The sequence below is a fragment of the Pedobacter sp. Leaf41 genome, from assembly GCF_001422545.1.
Taxonomy (GTDB): Bacteria; Bacteroidota; Bacteroidia; order Sphingobacteriales; family Sphingobacteriaceae; genus Pedobacter.
The window spans coordinates 29808-48091 of the sequence record NZ_LMLE01000012.1 but is presented as its reverse complement, the minus strand read 5'-3'; the positions used below and the strand labels follow the sequence as shown (position 1 = coordinate 48091).

Genomic DNA, 18284 nt, shown 5'->3' with positions numbered 1-18284 from the left:
TAGAAAACCCCGCTTTAGCGGGGCTATCTAAACAATTAAACAAAGTTTTTACCATTTATAAGTTCCAACGGCACCTTTATCCAAAGTACTCGTTATTATTTTTCCATCAAAACGAATATTAAAGGTTGTTTCGTTATTATTGTTATTACAAACGATCAAGACTTTTTTGCCATCTGGTGTTTTAAAGGCTACGTTTTGAAGGTTATTGGTAATGTTTGATGCTATCCGAATAGAACCAGCTGGAACAAATTTAGCCGCATGAGCAATAACATAGTAAGCAACATTTCTGCTAATCGCAGGTGCAATGGTAATGGCCCCTAAACAAGATGTACAGCCGCCCTTATCGGTATGTGGATTGTAGTTCGGATCGGCAGCCAAATTCCATTCTAAAACATTCCTGCTCCAGTTACGGGTAGCGCCAATAATTAAGGTTGAAACATGCCATTTCAAATCCTCTCCAAAATTACTTGGCCCGCCAACCCATTGCTCTGTAAAATAAACATTCTTATCTGGATGCGCATTATGGACTTGTGTTAGCGCAGAGATTGGCCCAGCATATAAATGAAATGCCGAACCGTCGATATACTTCTTGGCCTCAGCATCGTTTAAAACAGTAATCGGGTATTCTGGCTTATCGGCATTATGATCATAAATAATGATTTTTGTAGCAATACCACTGCTTTTAAATATTGGTCCTAAAGCGGTTTTAATAAAGCTGGCTTGCTCATCTGCCGACATGTACATACTTGGGTTATTCCCAGGATGTAGGGGTTCATTTTGTGGCGTAATGGCATCAATTGTAATACCTTCGGCTTTCATTGCCTGGATATATTTAACCAGATACTTCGCGTAAGCTTGATAGTATTCTGGTTTTAAATTACCTCCAATAAAACTTTTATTGCCTTTCATCCAGGTAGGAGCAGTCCACGGAGAACCCAAAATCTTAATCTTCGGATTAATGGCTACAATTTTTTTCAAAATCGGGATTAAATCCGTTTGTTCTTTTGCGATGGTAAATTTTGTCAAGGTTTCGTCGGTTTCGCCATCACCCAAATCGTTATAAGTAAATGGGTAGGCACTTAAATCGGATGCCCCAATGCTTACCCGGATATAGTTTACAGCAATTGCATCATCAGCTGAAGCGAAAAGTTCATGTAGTAGTTTATCTTTCTCGGCTGCGGGCAGTGCATTAATTAAACTTGCGCTTCCACCCGTTAAGGTATAGCCAAACCCATCAATTTCCTGGAAAGTTGTATTTTGATCCACTTCGATGGTGGGATTAGAATTTGTGGATTCGCTAAAGTTGAGCGCCACATCCTGTTTGCTCAAGAGCTGAGACTGGTCTCCCTTGGTCAGCCAAAAACCCACTTCGGTTTTAATGGGATCGGAATTGGTTGGCTTTTCTTGATTGGCTGTAGTGGTATTTTTTCTACAGGCACAAGCTGCGAAGAATAGACTTACAGCAAGGCTAATATTGTAGATAGATTTCATTAGCTTTTCGGTTTTTATACAATAGGGTAGGATGATATAAAGGAGCGAAGCTTTTATAAGCTCCGCCCTTTAAATTTGATTTGTGTGTGATAAAATTTTCTGATCAACGCTTATCCATAGAATTGTGCTGATCAAATGCATTACTGGTCTTCTAGCGAATATTCGGATTTCTATCCCATTCTGCCTGAGGGATCGGGAACAATAATTTTCCCGCAGTAACATTATAATTTAGGTTAGCGCCGCTACCATTTTTTTGATTATTCATCACTGCAACCGCTCTATTTGTTCTTAATAAATCGAACCAGCGATGACCTTCAAAGGCCAACTCTAAACGTCTTTCTTTTTCGATTGCTAAACGCATATCAGCCTGGTTTGCAGCTGGGGTAACACCTAACTTCACACGACCGCGAATTTCATTTACAATTGGAGCTGCTGCTGACCAACCAGATGCGCTTAACTCATTTAAAGCTTCTGCCTTTAATAATTTAATGTCGGCCAAACGAATAATATAAGAGTTAGCCAAATCATCATTTCTGTATTTGTTAATGAAAGGATAATTGGATTTCGACCAATAATCATCAGACCAGCCTTCTGTAGATACATTTTTAAAACTAATGCTCGAATTTTTACGGATCACATCACCTTCGGAATCAAACGCAGCCACTAAATCATTTGTTGGTGTACAAAAACGTTTCCATCCTGTGCCGACAATAACGCCTGTCATCCAGTTACCACGACCAGAAGGACCACCCCAGCCATCGTACTGCATTTCCCAGATCGACTCGCTATTGTTTTTGTGTGCGCCATCAAACAGTTGATCAAAAGAACCAATTAATGAATAACCTCCGTTGATGGTTGCATCAGCATATTGCTGCACCTTTGTCCAATCTGGATTAGGTTTTGAAGCGTAAACTTTAGCTAATAATGCGTTTACGATACCTTTTGTGATGATTCCTTTGTTTGGAGCGCTTGTGCGTACCAGTGGCAAGGCATATTCTAAATCTTTAATAACCTGAGCATACACTTCATCAGCAGAAGAACGGGATTTTTGCATTTCTTCCAAAGTAGTTGGCGATTTTAGCACCAAAGGAACACCGCCCCATAAGCGTACCAAATGGAAGTAAAAATAAGCCCGCAAGGTGGCTGCTTCTCCCAAAATCTGACCTCTTCTACCATTGGCATCTAAAGCTGGATCTTGAATGTTAGGTACATTTTCCAACACCTCATTTGCATTTTTAATGTTCGAATATAGTCCACTCCAATCCCGGCCAACGTTTCCGTTAGTGGAGTTTGTGGTGAATAAATCTATTTGAATATTAGCTGGGTTATCGCCGCCTGCATAAGCATTATCAGAGGTTACATCGCCATTTACCATGTAATCCCAAATATGGTAGTCATTGTACATGCCTCCATAAGTACCCGAAATTAATTTCTCTGCTCCAGCAGCTGTTGTAAACGCCACATCGCCAGTAACCTGGTTAAATGGTTGTTTATCAAGGAAATCTTTTTTGCAACCGCTTTGCATCGTAATAGTCAGTGCTGCTGCGGCTACTAATGAATATATTTTTAGTTTCATTTTCTTAATTCTTAAAATCCAATATTAACACCGAACAATATACTTCTAGATTGAGGATAGGTACCAAAATCAACGCCCATGTTTGGACCATTTGCATCGCTCACATTTACCTCTGGATCTAAACCAGAATAGTTAGTGAAAGTAAGCAAGTTGTAACCTGTTGCAAACAAGGTAATTTTGCTCATTTTTAATTTTTCTAAAACTGACTGACCAAAGCTGTAAGATAACGTAGCTGTTTTTAAACGTAAGTAAGAGGCATCTTCAACAAAGCGGCTAGACGTTAATGAATTTTCTGAACTGCTTCTTAGTGCCTTCGGAATATTTGTAATCTGGCCTGGGGTTGTCCATCTGTTCAACACCACAGCAGATTGATTTTTAGAATCAAACATTCCTTCTAAGTCAATTCTGGTTGCATTAAACAATTGGCTTCCCTGTACACCCTGGAAAAAGATATTCAGATTCCAGTTTCCGTAAGTTAAATTATTGGTCATTCCGTAGATAAACTTAGGTTGGGCAGAACCGATAAAAGTTCTATCACCTGGATCAGCAGAACCAGTTACACCGTTGTTATTGGTGTCAGCATACATCGCCGCACCTGTAGCCGGATTAACACCTGTGAATTGATATCCGTAAAAGCTTCCTAATGGCATTCCTGTAACTACTCTTACAGCTGCGTCACGCTCATAAATACCCGCAAAATCCAAAGATTGTGTTGTAGAACCTAAATCGGTAACCTTGTTACGGTTTAGTGAGAAATTTAAATCGGTAGTCCATTTGAATTTTTCACGATCGAAGTTTTTTGTGGATAAAGTAAACTCTAAACCCTTATTTTCCATTGAGCCAACATTATAAGCCTGGCTGCCAAAACCAGATGATGGAGGCAATTGGACGTTGATCAATAAGTCATTTGTCTTCTTCAAATAAGCATCAGCGCTAAAGGTAATTCTGCTTTTAAACATGGTTAAATCCAAACCGATGTTGGTTTGAGTTGTTTTTTCCCAGGTAAGTGCATTATTAGCCGGATTTTGAAGATTGTATTCGCCTTGTGCATTTACGCTATATAGTTTTAAGTAAGCGTAATCTCCAATACCTTCATCGTTACCCACTTTACCCCAACTACCACGAAGTTTTAAATCATCAATGGTTTTGCTTTCTTTCATAAAGTTTTCGCCAGAAATTCTCCATCCAGCAGAAACCGAAGGGAAATAACCGAAACGGTTTTCTTTAGCAAATCTTGAAGAACCATCGGCCCTAAAATTTGAGCTGAACAAGTATTTGCTATCGTAAGCATAAGTTACACGTGCCAAATAAGATTGTTTGCTCCATTGCGCTCTTTGAGGAATAGTTAAGGCTACAGATGGTGCTGTCGGATTCCCTGATACATCATAAAAACGGGTAGATTCATTGTTGTTGTATTTCCAATCTGATGATTGAATGGTATAACCACCTGTTGCTGTGAAAGCATTTTTGCCCACGTTCTTAGTGTAGTTTAAGATATTTTCATTCAACCAAACCCCTTCTCTGGTTGTATTATCACGTACAACACCTCTTTCCTGGCGACCATAAGTTGTCAGGAAATTATCTGTAAAATAGCGATAGAAGTTTCTGTTATTATTGGTGCTGATGGTAGATTTCAAATATAGATCTTTAGTGAAATTCAATTGTGCACCGAAAGCGCCAATAAATCTAAAGTTTCTAGTTCTATTATTAGAACCGAATGCTAGTGCAAGAGGGTTATCCCAACCACCGGCATTTGGAATAGTAGTGTATTGTCCGTTTGGTTCGAAAATACCGATAGTAGGAGGAGTTGTTAATGCGCCTAAGATAACACCACCACGAGAAACACTGCTATTATCGCCAACATCGATAGAGGTGCTGGATGTTAATACTGCATTTCCAGTCAATTTCAACCATGGTGTGATGTTTTGCGTACCGTTGAAGTTAGCCGTCAAACGATCTAATTTCGCTGGTGCAACAACACCCTGATCTTGCTGGTAGCCAGTCGAGAAATAGTATTGACCACTTTTAGTGCCGCCAGAGAGGGAAACCTGATATTGATTTTGCTTGCCTGTTCCAAAGGTTTCTTTCTGCCAATCGGTATTATTGGTGCCGCCAAAAGAGGTATAGCCTAATTCTCTCATTAAACCAACGTATTGATCGCTGTTCAAAACTTCTTGTTCTTGCCAGAAATTAGAAAAACCTGTAAAAGCATTGAGCGCTACCTTTAATTTGCCTGCAGAACCTTTTTTGGTGGTAATCAAAACCACACCGTTTGCACCGCTTGAACCATAAATGGCAGCTGCAGATGCATCTTTCAAAATCGTCATCGACTCAATGTCGTTTGCATTTACAAAACTTGCAGTTCTTGAAGTTACTCCATCAATAACATATAGGGGGCTATTAGATGCAGTAATTGAGGTATTTCCCCTGATGCTGATGGAAATTCCTGCACCAGGTTTACCCGATTGAGAACTCACCTGTACACCAGCCGCACGACCTTGAATGGCTTGCAACGGATTGGTAATTGGCTGATTTTCGAGATCTTTTGATGATACCGAAACAACAGCCGTGGTTAAATCTTTCTTTGTAGTAGTCCCATAACCAATTACTACAACTTCGTTTAACTGTTGGTTATCATCAGATAACGTCACATTAATTGTTGTACGGTTATTCACTGTTTCTTCAACGGCTTTGAAACCGATAAAAGAAAATTCTAATGTTGAATTTTGTGGAGCAGATATGGTGTATGTTCCATTATCTGCGGTTGAAGCACCTTGGTTAGTTCCTTTAACTTTTACAGAAACTCCAGGCAGAGGCAGACCTTTTTGATCTTTTACCAGCCCTTTTATAGTTATATTCTGTGCCATACTCAAAGAGATTCCGCATAGAATACATACCATAAGCAATGTAAACTTTTTTCTCATAATTTTTGCTCTTGCTAATTGTTATAGGATGTAAAGTTACTATTCATTTAATGTTAAAAGCAAGTTTTTAAGAGATTAAATTTTCTGTAAGTTACTGATAATTAGTTATTTGTGTTGTTTTTGATACGCTTAAGTACCATACTTAAAATTTAGGTTTTTGCGTTGATTATCAGCACGTAAGCGAGTAGGTTAAGCATGCTGTCAGCGAGAAAATGATACGCTTAAATACCTTAACTTTTTGTTAAGATTTTGTTGTTAATCCAGAAGGAAAATAGCGGAATTCGAGGTCGATTTACTCGATCACCAATTGGCTCCACCCATTTTTCCCACCTTTTTTGAGCGTTTTCTTACGGTCATCCATCACTTTTTTGATTCTAGTACCAAAGGTCCAGCAGGTGCTTTGCCTAATGGAAAGCAATTCGGAAAGCTTGTGAGAAGAAATTTTTCCTTTTGAAGAATAGATCAGGAAGATCATGTAGAAGGCTTTATTGATCGGAATTCTTGTGTTGTGAAAAATGGTATAAGTAGTAACCGATTCTTCATAGCCGCATTTGCTACAGCGGCGACTGTGTAAAATATGGCCGGAAAAATAATGGTCGTTGCTGCATTTACGGCAGTGATAGCCTTTGTTCCATTTCAGTTCCGCCAAAAATTCGTAACAGGTTTCCTTGTCAGGATAGATTTTGCTGAATTCCTCAAAGTCGACCTCGGTATTCATCACCCGATCACGCGTTACTTTCTCTACACTGGTTTGAAGTTCTTCATTATCCTGTTCCAGCAGTACGTTCATTCTCGAAATTTCTTCAGCCTGTTTTTGCAGTAGAGCGTTCGCTTCTTCTAAAGCCTGGTTTTTACTTTCGATAATGATTGATTTATGGTAAACCTCCCGCGTGCGCTCTTCTACTTTGCTCTCTAGTTCCTGGTTAACAGTGTCTTTCAATTTTGCATTAATTGCCATCTGTCTGATGATTTTTTGCTGTGCTTTATCTTTTTTTAGTTTCAGCAATCGAACTTTATCGCCAATGGCAAACGATAAAAAGACCATTTCCAATACGAAACAAAAGCTCAAACTATAATAGCTTACTACTCCAAAATTCAGCCAGCTAAAACCTAGCATGATCAAAAATTTCATTGCAAAGCCAAGAAACAAAAAGCTATAACCCAATACAAAAAAACGTGCCGGCTGATAACCATTTTTATAAATGTAGACACCAGTAAAAAATGCAACAGCAAGTGGAATAGCCTCAATGAATTTGAAGCTGAAAAGCGTTTGGTCGAAGAGGTAACAGTAAGCAAAAAAGATTAACCGCATTACAATTACACCAACAATGAGCTGATTTAATTTCGGTGCTTTGGCTTTAACAAACAATAATTCTCGTGTAAATAGTAAGGCAAAAATGCTGGTTGCACATAGTGCGAACGCATAAGCCACCTGGTTCCACACCGGAGAATTTGGCCACAGATACTGATAGGCAATGCCATCACTGCTCATTTCGAAAAAGCCAACACTCAAATTATAAAGAACATAATATAAATACTGTTTCTGCCGAATGGCGATGAACATAATGAGGTTATAAAAACTAAAGACCAAAATCATCCCATAGAATATTCCAAAGTAGAAATACTCATCCAGGGCATAAGAGATAAACCATTCTGCTGATCTTAGCACTATAATTACATCCGCAATTTGGGAAGAACTGATCTTGAAATAATAAACCTGAGCATCGTTACCATCATTTTGAATAGGGACTTCAAAGTTTTTATGGTGAATCAGGCGCTTATTAAAAACGTTCGCATCTCCAAGATTTTCGATTTTATAACGTTGATCGCTTTGAGGGATATATGCCGTAATCTGATCAATCGTTTGATCGAAAAATTCTAACAGAAATGGCTTCCTTGCCTTTTCATTGTTCTTAATTTTAATCCTGAACCAATAGGTTTTGTTTAGATTTTTAGTTTGTGGCGTGCTGGATATGCTTCCTTTAAATTTCTGATCGAATTTTTTACTTTTTATCTGTTCAAACGTAAACTCGTTTTTTGCATCTTCAAAAAATTCTATTTCTTTAAACGTGAATATATGCTGCGGAATGCTGTCATTTATCTCCACAAGTTTTTGCGCTTTTAAGCCGGAAATAGCCAGCAGCAAAGTGGTAAAGGATAATAAAAATATTTTCTTCAGAAACGATAATTGCATTAATACAAAGGTAACGATTTGCTTAAGCAGTTAGCAATAAGCGTATCAGTGCAATTTCATTTTAAAAAATAAGAGAAATGCTTGTGCCTTTATTTTCCTCAGATTGAATTTCGACTTCAATATTGTGAAATTTGGCTATACTTTGCACAATTGCCAACCCTAAGCCGAAACCATTTTCCTCCGTATTTCCCCGCTTAAAGCGGTCGAAGGCGTTTGTTAATAGTTCTTTATCCATGCCCACACCACCATCACCTATGGTCAGTTTGTAATGAGGATGCCAAGTTTCGCCTGTGATGTTAATAAAACTACCGGCCACATTATATTTTATTGCATTATTAATCAGGTTGTTTAATAATATATGGATGAGTGCTTTATTGCCCAAAAACTTGAAATCCTGTGTAATGGATAAATCATAGCGGATATTCTTATCGGAAATTCTATCTTCCAGATCTTCATAAATATCATTTATCTCCTGTTTCAGGCTAATTTTTTCAGTTTTCAAATATTGATTATTCTCCACTTTGGATATTAATAGCAGACTGTTGATAATCACCTTTAATCTATTTAGCGTTTTCAGGGAAGCGTAGATTTTGTTTTCATGCTCCTCCGGAATATCTGGTGTATTTAGCATATTCTCGAAACGAGTGCTTAAAACAGAGATTGGGGTTAATAACTCATGAGAAACATTGGCTATAAACTGCTTTTCTAGTGCAAATAGCGTACTAATTTTTCTCATCAAAGAATTTATACTGTTATCTAGAATTTTAAAATCATCCGTGCTGGTTGGAATGTTATCGTAATTGTAATGAGCAGGATCGTTAACGAGGTTTATCTTTTTGTCGATGATGGTATAAAAAGGTTTCAGCAAATAATTGGAAAAGAAATAATCGGTCATCAAGGTGATGATTAACGCAGCGAACAAAACCATTAACATATAAAATCTAATGGTATTTTTAATTGACGAAAGCGCTGTCATCGATTCCCCGATCTCTAAATTGTACCAATTAGTGTGGTACGAAAATTTATAATTCAGAATTCTGTACACCTCAACATCGCCTTCAATTTCACGTTTTTCGGTAATTATTTTAGCTGAAGCTTTTTTTTGATTATCTGATATATCTGTCAAGACGATAAATTCTTCTTTTAGAATATTATAATCTGTAAACGATTGTTCTTTGTTTAGCAGACTGTCAATCTCGTTTTCGTTGAGGTGCTCAATAATTCGATTCTTCTTTTTTATTAACCGGTTATCAAAATGGTTAAAGGCAATGTTATCTAAGGAGAACAGTATAATCCCTCCCAATACTACAATGATTGCAATTTTAGTGATGGCATTATACAAAGAAAACTTAACTTGTAACTTCATTTGGTTGGTTCAATAGTTCAATGGCTCATTTGTTCCTTGGTGTATTTGTGAAATAGGCTTCAAACACGCTTCAAACTTTCATCGGACTTCACTCTCCAGACTTGATCAACAATTGATCCTATAACCAATACTTCTCACTGTTTCAAACCAATCTATCGGGCTAATCGCAATCAGCTTTTTTCTTAGGTTTTTTACATGCACATCCACAAAGTTCGAATCAGAGTTGACTTCTAAAATATCGCCCCACACATGTTCAGTCAAACTCATTCTTGAAACTACCCGGTTTTTATTTAGCACCAAATAATTGAAAATTTCAAATTCCTTTTTAGTGAGGTTTAGCCTTTCTTCGCCAAAAGAGACCGTTCTATTTTGAATATTCAGCAAGAAATCGTGAATGTTGATTTCATTTTTCTCTAATTTGTGCTTTCTTCGGGTGATGGCATGCATGCGGGCTAAAAGCTCATTCAGCGAGAAGGGCTTTGGTAAATAATCATCTGCACCTTCATCCAAACCCTTAATTCGGTCATCTACTGCGCTTCTGGCGGTCAAAATAATCACGGCGTCATCACGGTCTTTTAACCCTTTTAACTGTTTCAAAACCTCAAAGCCATCACCATCTGGCAAGCCTAAGTCAAGTAAAATGAAGTCATAATTGTTTACAAAAATCTTTTCCTCGGCGGATGACTTTTTCCAGGCATGCTCTACAATGAAACCCTCTTTGCTTAGAAATTCATCCATTTCGAGCGCCAGGCCTTTTTCATCTTCAACTATGAGTACGTTCATATGAGTATTAAGTATTTAGTAGCGAGTATCAAGATTGGGTGTAAAGAATATGTGTTTTATTGATTTCGAATTTACAAATCAGTTTTAAACCTAGTTTTTTGTTGGTCTTTAGTCTTTCAGCTCAACAACTAAGTTAATATTTTTTAAAATGATCTGGCAGGCTTCTTCTATTTCCTCTTTTGTAATGATTAAGGGAGGGGCGATGCGCATAGAATTACTACAATGTAAGAACCAATCTGATAATACGCCATCCAAAATACAGGCATCTATAATTTTTTTGTTGATTTCGAAGCATTCAAACTCTACAGCAAGCATTAAACCTTTGCCTCTTATTTCTTTAATGGCTTTATGTTTCAGCAACGACTTGAAAAGTTGACCTTTTTCTTCTACTGCCTCTACTATATTATTGTCTACCAATGTTCTTAAGGTAGCCAAGCCCGCTGCACAGCAAACCGGATGGCCACCAAAGGTTGTCATGTGGCCTAATATTGGCGTGTGCGATAGTACCGACATGATTTCCAACGAGCTGATGAATGCACCAATAGGCATTCCGCCGCCAATTCCTTTAGCTAACAGTAAAACATCAGGAACAACGTTATAATGTTCGAAAGCAAACATTTTTCCACTTCTGCCAAAACCCGACTGGATTTCATCGAAAATCAAAAGTGTTTTGGTTTCGGTACATTTTGCCCGTAAAGCCTGCATGTATGCTAAATCGGCAACGCGAATTCCAGCCTCACCCTGAATGGGTTCGATAAAAACAGCGGCTATCTCGTCTGTTATTTTGTCAAGATCAGCTAAGTTATTGTGTTCAATGAAGCTTACATTTGGTAAAAACGGTCCATATCCCGAAGAATAGAAATCGCTCTCCATTAAACTTTCTGCTCCCTGTGTACTGCCATGATAAGCATTTTTACAGGCGATAAATCCTGTCCTGCCCGTATAACGTTTAGCCAATTTCATAGCGCCCTCAACCGCTTCCGTCCCCGAATTTAAAAAGTAAGTACAGCTTAAATTTGTGGGTAAAACATCGGCCAATGCCTTTGCAAAATTTACCTGTGGCGTTTGTACATATTCGCCATACACCATTAAGTGCATATAGGTTTCGGCTTGCTCTTGTATGGCTTTAACCACCGCTGGATGGCAATGGCCCACATTACTTACGCCAATGCCGGCAATAAGATCTAAGTGTTTTTTATCGGATGAGTCGTAGATGTGAACCCCTTTTGCTCTTACAAATTCGAGCATTAAAGGTTCGGGAGAGGTTTGTGCATTGTGTTGTAAAAACAACTGACGTTGGGTAAGCATGGCACAAAAGTACGGAAATGATGTTTATTCTACTTTTTATTTGCCATCATATCATAAAAATCAGCATACTTTCTGCCAATTGAAATTCTCAAATCATTGTAAAGTACTATATAAGAACGCTCCAGGATTTTGATCTGGTTTTCGGCAACGATAAAAGAACGATGAACTTTTGAAAATCTTTTTTCATGATCAAGTAAGGCTAACATTTCTGCTAAACTTGAATTGGAATTGATTAGCCCTCGGGTCGTGAAAATCTTTGTTGATCGCTCTTGTGCTTCCACTGCAATAATATCAATGATTTTTACTTTAATAAATTGATTGCGTTGTTCTGCACTTTTGACCAGGATAAATTCTTTTATGCTTTCTGGCGTAACCTCTATAAGGCTTTTAAATAATTTTTTAGTGCATTGCTGAAATCTTGAATTGGAAAACGGTTTTAGTAAAAAGTCATCTGCATCTAAATCATAAGAATCGACCGCATAAGTCGCATTTGCCGTAGTAAATACTAACTTCTTAATTTTATGTCTAATGCGTTTAGCTAATTCTAATCCATTCATTTCTGGCATTTGGATGTCTAAAAAAGCAATATCAAAGGGTTTTGCCGATTTTTCTATAGCCGTTAATGCAAATAATGGATTGGTATAAGTTTTTAATAATTTAAGTTGAGGAACCTCGGCGATATAATCGGTTAACAGCTCTAAAGCTGAAAATTCATCATCAATGGCGATGCAAGTAAACATATCTTATCCTTAATTGAGCGTTAAAATTTGGGTGTATTAATTAAGGAATGATTGTAACAAAACTATATAAATAACTTGCTATTCCAAAATAAAAATACTTGAGAAAGATATTTGAAAGTTAAAAACTGTCGTTCATGTCGCCTCGTTTGTTGTTCATGTCGTTTCGTTGGTTGTTGGTGCCAAAAATTTTATTTTAGTTTTTAATAAATGAGGTTTGAGGTAATTATTTAATGTTAAACCTTAAACAAAAAGCAATGAAAAAATTATTATTTATTGCGATGATGTGCGTAATGAGCGCAGTGACTTTTGGAAGAGATTTAGTAATTACAAGTCAACTCTCGATGAGGTCTTGCCTTGCAATTATATCTGTGAAAAATTCCGGTGGCTTGGTTGTAGCCTACTATAGAGGTTATGGGTCGACCTGTGCGCAAGCTATGGCGAATGCAAAGGCTCAAATGCCTATCTTATCTACACCTATTTTAGAGGAGAGTACGACAGATGATAGTGATGAAGAAGTAGTTGAAGAACCAGCAATTGTTCCTGTTGGATAAATTTGGAGTAGGAAATATTTTATATAATAGTTCCTACTTTTTACATAAATAAAGAACGTGATGAGAAGTTGGTATAAAATTTTGCTGATAGCGCTGGTAGTATATAATGTACAAGCGAATGCTCAGATTAAAGGGATAATTAATTATAAATTTACGATTAGTGATAAGGAATTTCCTTCTAATAGTGTGAACTACATTGTTTACTTGAGCAATAATAAGTCGATCGAAATTGCCACTGCGAGTGCAATAAAAACTCAAGACATTGATGAAAGAACACGTACCGTAGTTATTAAGGGGAAAGAAGGTTTTGTTTTTAAAGATTTCAAAATAAAAAAAATGATCCTTGCCGACTATCTGGGAATTAGAACACAGTTAATAACTGATACCCTTCAAAATTTTAAATGGACGATTACTAGAGAAAAAAGGAAAATCTCCAAGTTCAATTGTATTAAAGCAACGACTAAGTTTAGAGGGAGAAACTATATTGCCTGGTTTACAGAAGATGTTCCTGTTCAAAATGGACCATGGAAATTTTGTGGCTTGCCAGGATTAATCGTTAATTTAAATGATAATGAACTAATCTTTAATTATGAGCTAACTGGAATAAATTTGAAAGCTAAGTTTAATGATAATATAGTTTCTATACCATATGAGTATACAAAAGACAAAGCTATCTCTCATAATCAATTTATTAAACGCTATCATAGAGCTGTTTTGAATAATAAGAAAATGGCAAACGTAGTTGAAACAGGAAACGATGGAAGTGTGTCTTCTGGAGAAATAGTACTACCTATCAAAATGGAAAAATTCTAAATGAAAACAGTGCTACTAAATTTCCTCTTATTATCTGTTTTCATATCCTCTTTTGCACAAAACAGCGGGGTCTTAAAATATAGCGTGACCATCAAAACAACTTTTGGATACAACAAGATTGATAAAATTATCTACTTCGGTAATAATAAATCTATAGAGTTTTTTATTCCCAAGAAAATAATTCCGACAATTACACAAAAATCAGAAACAGAGGTTATCGAAACAAGGGTTATCAATACCAAGAAAAGACCTTTTCTATTTAAAAATATAGCTAATCAACAATTAATCTTGAGTGATCATATTGGTTCTAAAAATTATTTAATAACAGATACCTTAAATAATTTTAAATGGAAAATAACTTCAGTACATAAGCGTATTTCGAATTATGATTGTATTCAGGCTACTGCAAGCTTTAGAGGTCGAAATTACATTGCTTGGTTTGCAGAATCTATTCCGATTGCACTAGGTCCGTGGAAATTCGGAAACTTACCTGGGTTAATCATCAAAGTTAGCGATAGCCAGGAAAAGTTTGTTTATGAACTAACAGCTATTGACTTAAAGGCAAAGTTTAATTCCAACTTGTTAACAATTCCCATGGAATATAAAGACGAAAAATTATTAACACATCACGAATTTTTTTATATCTACAATAAAAAAATAGCCGATTATGAGAAGATGTCAAAGGTTGTACATACCTATGCAAATGGTGCTACAGGTACAGTAACTATCATCTTATCAGAAGCACAAGAAAAGTTTTAATGACAAGATATTTCTTTCTCTTAATATGTTTTTTTATTTGCGAGCTTTGCCAGTCCCAATCCATACAATTGAAAGGAAGAATAGCTTCTAAATCCCAAGAACTATCGTCTGCATCCATTCAGCTTAAAACCTTAAAAGATCAGGATTTACTGATGTATGGTTTTTCTGATGAGCAAGGGAATTATATTCTTAACGGCCAAATTGATCATTCAGATCGATTTGTATTAATTGCCGCTTACATTGGTTATAAACGAGATACACTCCTCATTACTCGCAGCGAACTACTAAAACAACCTATATTCATTCACAATTTCAATTTATCAGAAGATAAAAAACAGCTTGATGAAATTTATATAAAAGCACCTCCATCCGTTGAGGTAAATAACGATACAACCAAATACAATGTACAAAGATTTACTAGCCCCGAAGACCGTAACTTGGAAGATGTGATCAAAAAAATGCCTGGTATGGAGGTAAACAAAGACGGAACCATATTTTTTAAAGGCAAAAAAATTAGTAAAGTTTTACTGGAGGGAGATGATTTAACTGGTGAAGGGTATAAAGCCATCACTAAAAACCTGAAGCCTGAATTTGTAGAAGAAGTTCAGGCTTTAGATCATTATGTGGAAGATAACTTGCTAAAAGGAATAATCAACAGTGATGATATTGTTTTAAACTTAAAAGTAAAAAACAAAAAAGCGAAGAAAATAATTGGTAGTGTTGATGCGGGTTTGGGCACAATAGATAGGCGTTTGCTTTCTACCAATCTCATTTCTTTTATTAATAAAACCAAAGCTTTTGCTTACGGGAGCCACAGTAACCTAAATATCGAATCGAATACTAATATTTTAGATTTAGTTGATGAGAACCGGCAATTTACGGGAAATAATAAGATTATTAGACATGAAATTGGAACTTACAATCCTTTCGATGCAACGCTATATACTATAAATAATAAAACCCAAGGTAGTTTAAATGCCATTACAAGGATTACTGATCGATTTAAAATTAACTATTCGCTTTTTTACTCGTGGAATAAATTATATGGGCAAACCTCTATGCAAAACACCTATTTTCCGCCAAATTTAATTTATACAGAAGACAATGATAACCGCAACAGCCTCGGAAAAACATTTAAATCTGATTTTAGTGCAGATTACTTGGTGAAAAGTAATGCTCGTTTTTGGGCAAAATTTACTTACAAGCAAGAGCCAAAAACATTTAACAGTTTCGCTTTCTCCAGTTTTAATAATATGAATGGAGATAGCGTGCTCCAAAATCAAACTGATTTAAACAGAAATTTTAACGGACAATTAAAATATACCATTAAAGCAGATAAAGCTACAGCTTACCTATTCTCTGCCAGAGTATTAGTGGATGATGTTAATCAAGTTTACTCGACTAATTCTCAACTTTATCAAAGTATACCAATGTTTAATGGGGCTAGTGGTTTGGTTCAAAATGTTCAGAACAATAACTTTAAGCTGAAACTTCATTTCGAAGGATTGAAAAGGTATGACAAAAGTTTCCTATACTTAAATGTGGGGAATGAAGTCAATCATTTTAAAATAAACTCCAATTTAACTGGCGTAAATCAAAACCCAATTGGAAATGATTTTGTTAATGATAATTTATTCAAGGTTAACCAAAGTTATATTACAGGTAAGTATGTTTATGATGATCAGCCTATTAAAGTAACGGCTCAACTTAAAACCACGTTGCAGTTATTAAAAAATATGGGTAAAGATAGCACCTATTTAATTTTGGAGCCTAGTCTTTCATTTGCCTACAAGCCCGATCAAGTTCAAAATATTTCAATGACTTATAGTTACAGAAATAATAACCCTCAACCTATTGAGTACTATGAAAATTATATTTTAACTGATGTTCGGAATTTTAATAGTGGATTAACAAACTTTTATAATTACAATAACCATTCTATTGGTTTAAACTATGGATATAACGATTTCTTTAACAGTTATTTTAATTCCAATATTTCTTTAAATGGTAGCTATAGTAAATATGGTTTTTTATATACTAACTTTTTTGAAAATACTTTAAACTATTCCAATAAGCAGCCATTTAAGGGAATTAAAACTTTGAATGCGAATGTCAATGTAAAGAAGTTTATTCCAGCCTTGTCATTTACATTTACCGGAAGTTATGCTCCATCAATTAGTAATTACTACAGTCAGTTTGGAGCTGGCGCAAAAAAATATACTTCGGTAAATCATTCTATCAATGCCAAAGTTAATACTGGTTTTGATCTGCCAATCAATTTCGGAATTGGTAGTGAGCTGATGCTTAACAGGACGAGTAGCGAAGGCGCTTTGATTGCTAAAAGCAATGCTTACAAATATACTTTAGAATATCGTTATAAAATCAGTGATAAAATATTCAACTTTTCAGCTTACAATATTTATAGGATGAATGGACAGAACTTCAACTTAATTGATACGGAAATCCAATTCAACCCAGTGAAGGGAAGCTTTAAATACAGCTTGCAAGGGAAAAACCTGGCTAATTTGAAAGCTTTTACTAACTTAAATATTAACGAAGTATCATCTTCCAATTTTTCTTCTTCAATACTTGGAAGATATGTGATGTTAAATGTTTCGATGTCGATAAAATAAAAAAGACCTGCATTTTCTGCAGGTCTTTCAATTAATTTTTTGGTCCACCTTTGAAGCGATTGAGCAACTCTCGCTTAAAACCTTCTTGAGCTCTGTAAAATTTTCCAACCACTTTGATAGGTAGATTGGATTTTAAACGGTTGTAGTATTTTTTATCTAGGTTAAGATCTCTTTGTTTAAAATCAAACTCGCTTGTTATTAAACTTTGTACCTGAGCGTCACTTAAATTATCGATTTCGGTAGTCTTTCTGTAGGAGATCATTTTTTGCATCCTTTCCTTACGTAAAGCATTTTGCTCTGCTTGCATATCGTTATAAATCGGCCAGAATATTTTAGCTTCTTCGGGCGATAAATCTAGTTTTTGAGTAAAAAAAGCAATTTTCAATGATTCTATTTCCTCATTTTTTGGCCTTTGTGCCAAAAGGCTAGTGGGTAATAAAAACATTAAAGCAACAAATAATAAATTCTTCATTTTTAATTAATTATTTAATTCATGAGTTAAATCACTCGAAGAGAAATTACTCAATATGTAGTTTTCCATTTCTGTATCTGAGGCAGAAGTAGTTTTTGAAGCTGTCGTATTTTGTGCTTCTAAATGTTCAATAATTGTACTTTCATCTATATCATACAACATTTGTTCGCTCGAAAGATCGGCTGGTTGGGTTTGAGCAACAGGAATAGAACTGCTGTTTTGATAAAAGTAAGCACCGAATGAGGCAATTAAAACGAAGCAGGCTGCACTGGCATATTTAACCAGGCTCCTTCTCCAAAGCGGAACAATTTTCGCAACTTTTTGTGGTGCTTCAGATGCAATCCTATCCGAAATTCTGTTTTGTAAAGTGTCAAAATAATTTTCGGGAACATCGAAGGTATTTGCTGCTTTGGGCAGTTCCGTTATTCTGATATGTGTTTCAATACGTTCCGTTAAATCTTCAAAGTAATCCTGCGGAACTGCAAAGTCGCGATTATTGATCTTTTCTTTCAGTCCATCTAAAAAAATGTTTGAATGCACTATCTCCTCTACACTGTCGAAATAATTATCCGGAACAGTAAAAGGATTGTTTTTGCCAATTGCTGCTAAGCTTGGTGCATCCCTTTTCCAATCGTTATCTTCTATATTTTCGTTCATCACAGATATATGATTGA

The 18284-nt window shown here is 36.0% G+C and carries 14 protein-coding genes; 4 read left to right on the top strand and 10 right to left on the bottom strand.

The features are described 5' to 3' along the window. Window positions 1-48: 48 nt before the first annotated feature. The 8 genes from ASE92_RS19770 to ASE92_RS19735 form a co-directional block, all read right to left on the bottom strand. A complete protein-coding gene (locus tag ASE92_RS19770; protein WP_056851858.1) occupies window positions 49-1491 on the bottom strand; it encodes a glycoside hydrolase family 30 beta sandwich domain-containing protein in 1443 nt (480 codons plus the stop codon). Between the two features lie 151 nt (window positions 1492-1642). Further along, on the bottom strand, window positions 1643-3067 hold the full coding sequence (locus ASE92_RS19765; protein ID WP_056851857.1) for a RagB/SusD family nutrient uptake outer membrane protein: 1425 nt from the start codon (window positions 3065-3067) through the stop codon (window positions 1643-1645). An 11-nt stretch (window positions 3068-3078) separates the two neighbouring features. Next, window positions 3079-5934, bottom strand: a complete 2856-nt coding sequence (locus tag ASE92_RS19760; protein ID WP_235527403.1) for a TonB-dependent receptor — start codon at window positions 5932-5934, stop codon at window positions 3079-3081. Between the two features lie 349 nt (window positions 5935-6283). Beyond that, the gene (locus ASE92_RS19755; protein WP_056851855.1) at window positions 6284-8185 is read right to left on the bottom strand and encodes a 7TM diverse intracellular signaling domain-containing protein; all 1902 of its coding nucleotides are present in this window, start codon (window positions 8183-8185) and stop codon (window positions 6284-6286) included. A 61-nt stretch (window positions 8186-8246) separates the two neighbouring features. Continuing rightward, complete coding sequence (locus tag ASE92_RS19750; RefSeq protein ID WP_056851854.1) at window positions 8247-9551, bottom strand: HAMP domain-containing sensor histidine kinase; 1305 nt, start codon at window positions 9549-9551, stop codon at window positions 8247-8249. A gap of 105 nt (window positions 9552-9656) precedes the next feature. Further along, on the bottom strand, window positions 9657-10334 hold the full coding sequence (locus ASE92_RS19745; protein ID WP_056851853.1) for a response regulator transcription factor: 678 nt from the start codon (window positions 10332-10334) through the stop codon (window positions 9657-9659). A 108-nt stretch (window positions 10335-10442) separates the two neighbouring features. After that, entirely contained in the window at window positions 10443-11642 is a 1200-nt protein-coding gene (locus tag ASE92_RS19740) for an aspartate aminotransferase family protein (protein ID WP_056851852.1), read from the bottom strand. A 29-nt stretch (window positions 11643-11671) separates the two neighbouring features. After that, entirely contained in the window at window positions 11672-12382 is a 711-nt protein-coding gene (locus tag ASE92_RS19735; protein ID WP_056851851.1) for a LytTR family DNA-binding domain-containing protein, read from the bottom strand. A gap of 254 nt (window positions 12383-12636) precedes the next feature. Here ASE92_RS19735 and ASE92_RS19730 point away from each other — a divergent pair, with 254 nt between their 5' ends. The 4 genes from ASE92_RS19730 (at window position 12637) to ASE92_RS19715 (ending at window position 17138) form a co-directional block, all read left to right on the top strand. Beyond that, window positions 12637-12933: a hypothetical protein gene (locus ASE92_RS19730; protein WP_157255802.1), complete on the top strand. Its 297-nt coding sequence runs from the start codon at window positions 12637-12639 to the stop codon at window positions 12931-12933. A 60-nt stretch (window positions 12934-12993) separates the two neighbouring features. Next, on the top strand, window positions 12994-13746 hold the full coding sequence (locus ASE92_RS19725; RefSeq protein WP_056851849.1) for a GLPGLI family protein: 753 nt from the start codon (window positions 12994-12996) through the stop codon (window positions 13744-13746). After that, the gene (locus ASE92_RS19720; protein WP_082455137.1) at window positions 13747-14505 is read left to right on the top strand and encodes a GLPGLI family protein; all 759 of its coding nucleotides are present in this window, start codon (window positions 13747-13749) and stop codon (window positions 14503-14505) included. A 68-nt stretch (window positions 14506-14573) separates the two neighbouring features. Continuing rightward, window positions 14574-17138, top strand: a complete 2565-nt coding sequence (locus ASE92_RS19715; RefSeq protein ID WP_056851847.1) for a TonB-dependent receptor — start codon at window positions 14574-14576, stop codon at window positions 17136-17138. A gap of 31 nt (window positions 17139-17169) precedes the next feature. On the opposite strand, the gene ASE92_RS19710 is transcribed toward ASE92_RS19715, so the two are convergent. After that, complete coding sequence (locus ASE92_RS19710; protein ID WP_056851846.1) at window positions 17170-17610, bottom strand: hypothetical protein; 441 nt, start codon at window positions 17608-17610, stop codon at window positions 17170-17172. A 6-nt stretch (window positions 17611-17616) separates the two neighbouring features. Beyond that, the gene (locus ASE92_RS19705; RefSeq protein ID WP_056851845.1) at window positions 17617-18267 is read right to left on the bottom strand and encodes a hypothetical protein; all 651 of its coding nucleotides are present in this window, start codon (window positions 18265-18267) and stop codon (window positions 17617-17619) included. Window positions 18268-18284 lie beyond the last annotated feature (17 nt).

What these genes read in the sequence shown, in the direction of transcription:
- ASE92_RS19770 (WP_056851858.1), bottom strand. Translation starts at nt 1,491, where the DNA reads ATGAAATCTATCTACAATATTAGCCTTGCTGTAAGTCTATTCTTCGCA.
- ASE92_RS19765 (WP_056851857.1), bottom strand. Translation starts at nt 3,067, where the DNA reads ATGAAACTAAAAATATATTCATTAGTAGCCGCAGCAGCACTGACTATT.
- ASE92_RS19760 (WP_235527403.1), bottom strand. Translation starts at nt 5,934, where the DNA reads ATGGCACAGAATATAACTATAAAAGGGCTGGTAAAAGATCAAAAAGGT.
- ASE92_RS19755 (WP_056851855.1), bottom strand. Translation starts at nt 8,185, where the DNA reads ATGCAATTATCGTTTCTGAAGAAAATATTTTTATTATCCTTTACCACT.
- ASE92_RS19750 (WP_056851854.1), bottom strand. Translation starts at nt 9,551, where the DNA reads ATGAAGTTACAAGTTAAGTTTTCTTTGTATAATGCCATCACTAAAATT.
- ASE92_RS19745 (WP_056851853.1), bottom strand. Translation starts at nt 10,334, where the DNA reads ATGAACGTACTCATAGTTGAAGATGAAAAAGGCCTGGCGCTCGAAATG.
- ASE92_RS19740 (WP_056851852.1), bottom strand. Translation starts at nt 11,642, where the DNA reads ATGCTTACCCAACGTCAGTTGTTTTTACAACACAATGCACAAACCTCT.
- ASE92_RS19735 (WP_056851851.1), bottom strand. Translation starts at nt 12,382, where the DNA reads ATGTTTACTTGCATCGCCATTGATGATGAATTTTCAGCTTTAGAGCTG.
- ASE92_RS19730 (WP_157255802.1), top strand. Translation starts at nt 12,637, where the DNA reads ATGAAAAAATTATTATTTATTGCGATGATGTGCGTAATGAGCGCAGTG.
- ASE92_RS19725 (WP_056851849.1), top strand. Translation starts at nt 12,994, where the DNA reads ATGAGAAGTTGGTATAAAATTTTGCTGATAGCGCTGGTAGTATATAAT.
- ASE92_RS19720 (WP_082455137.1), top strand. Translation starts at nt 13,747, where the DNA reads ATGAAAACAGTGCTACTAAATTTCCTCTTATTATCTGTTTTCATATCC.
- ASE92_RS19710 (WP_056851846.1), bottom strand. Translation starts at nt 17,610, where the DNA reads ATGAAGAATTTATTATTTGTTGCTTTAATGTTTTTATTACCCACTAGC.
- ASE92_RS19705 (WP_056851845.1), bottom strand. Translation starts at nt 18,267, where the DNA reads ATGAACGAAAATATAGAAGATAACGATTGGAAAAGGGATGCACCAAGC.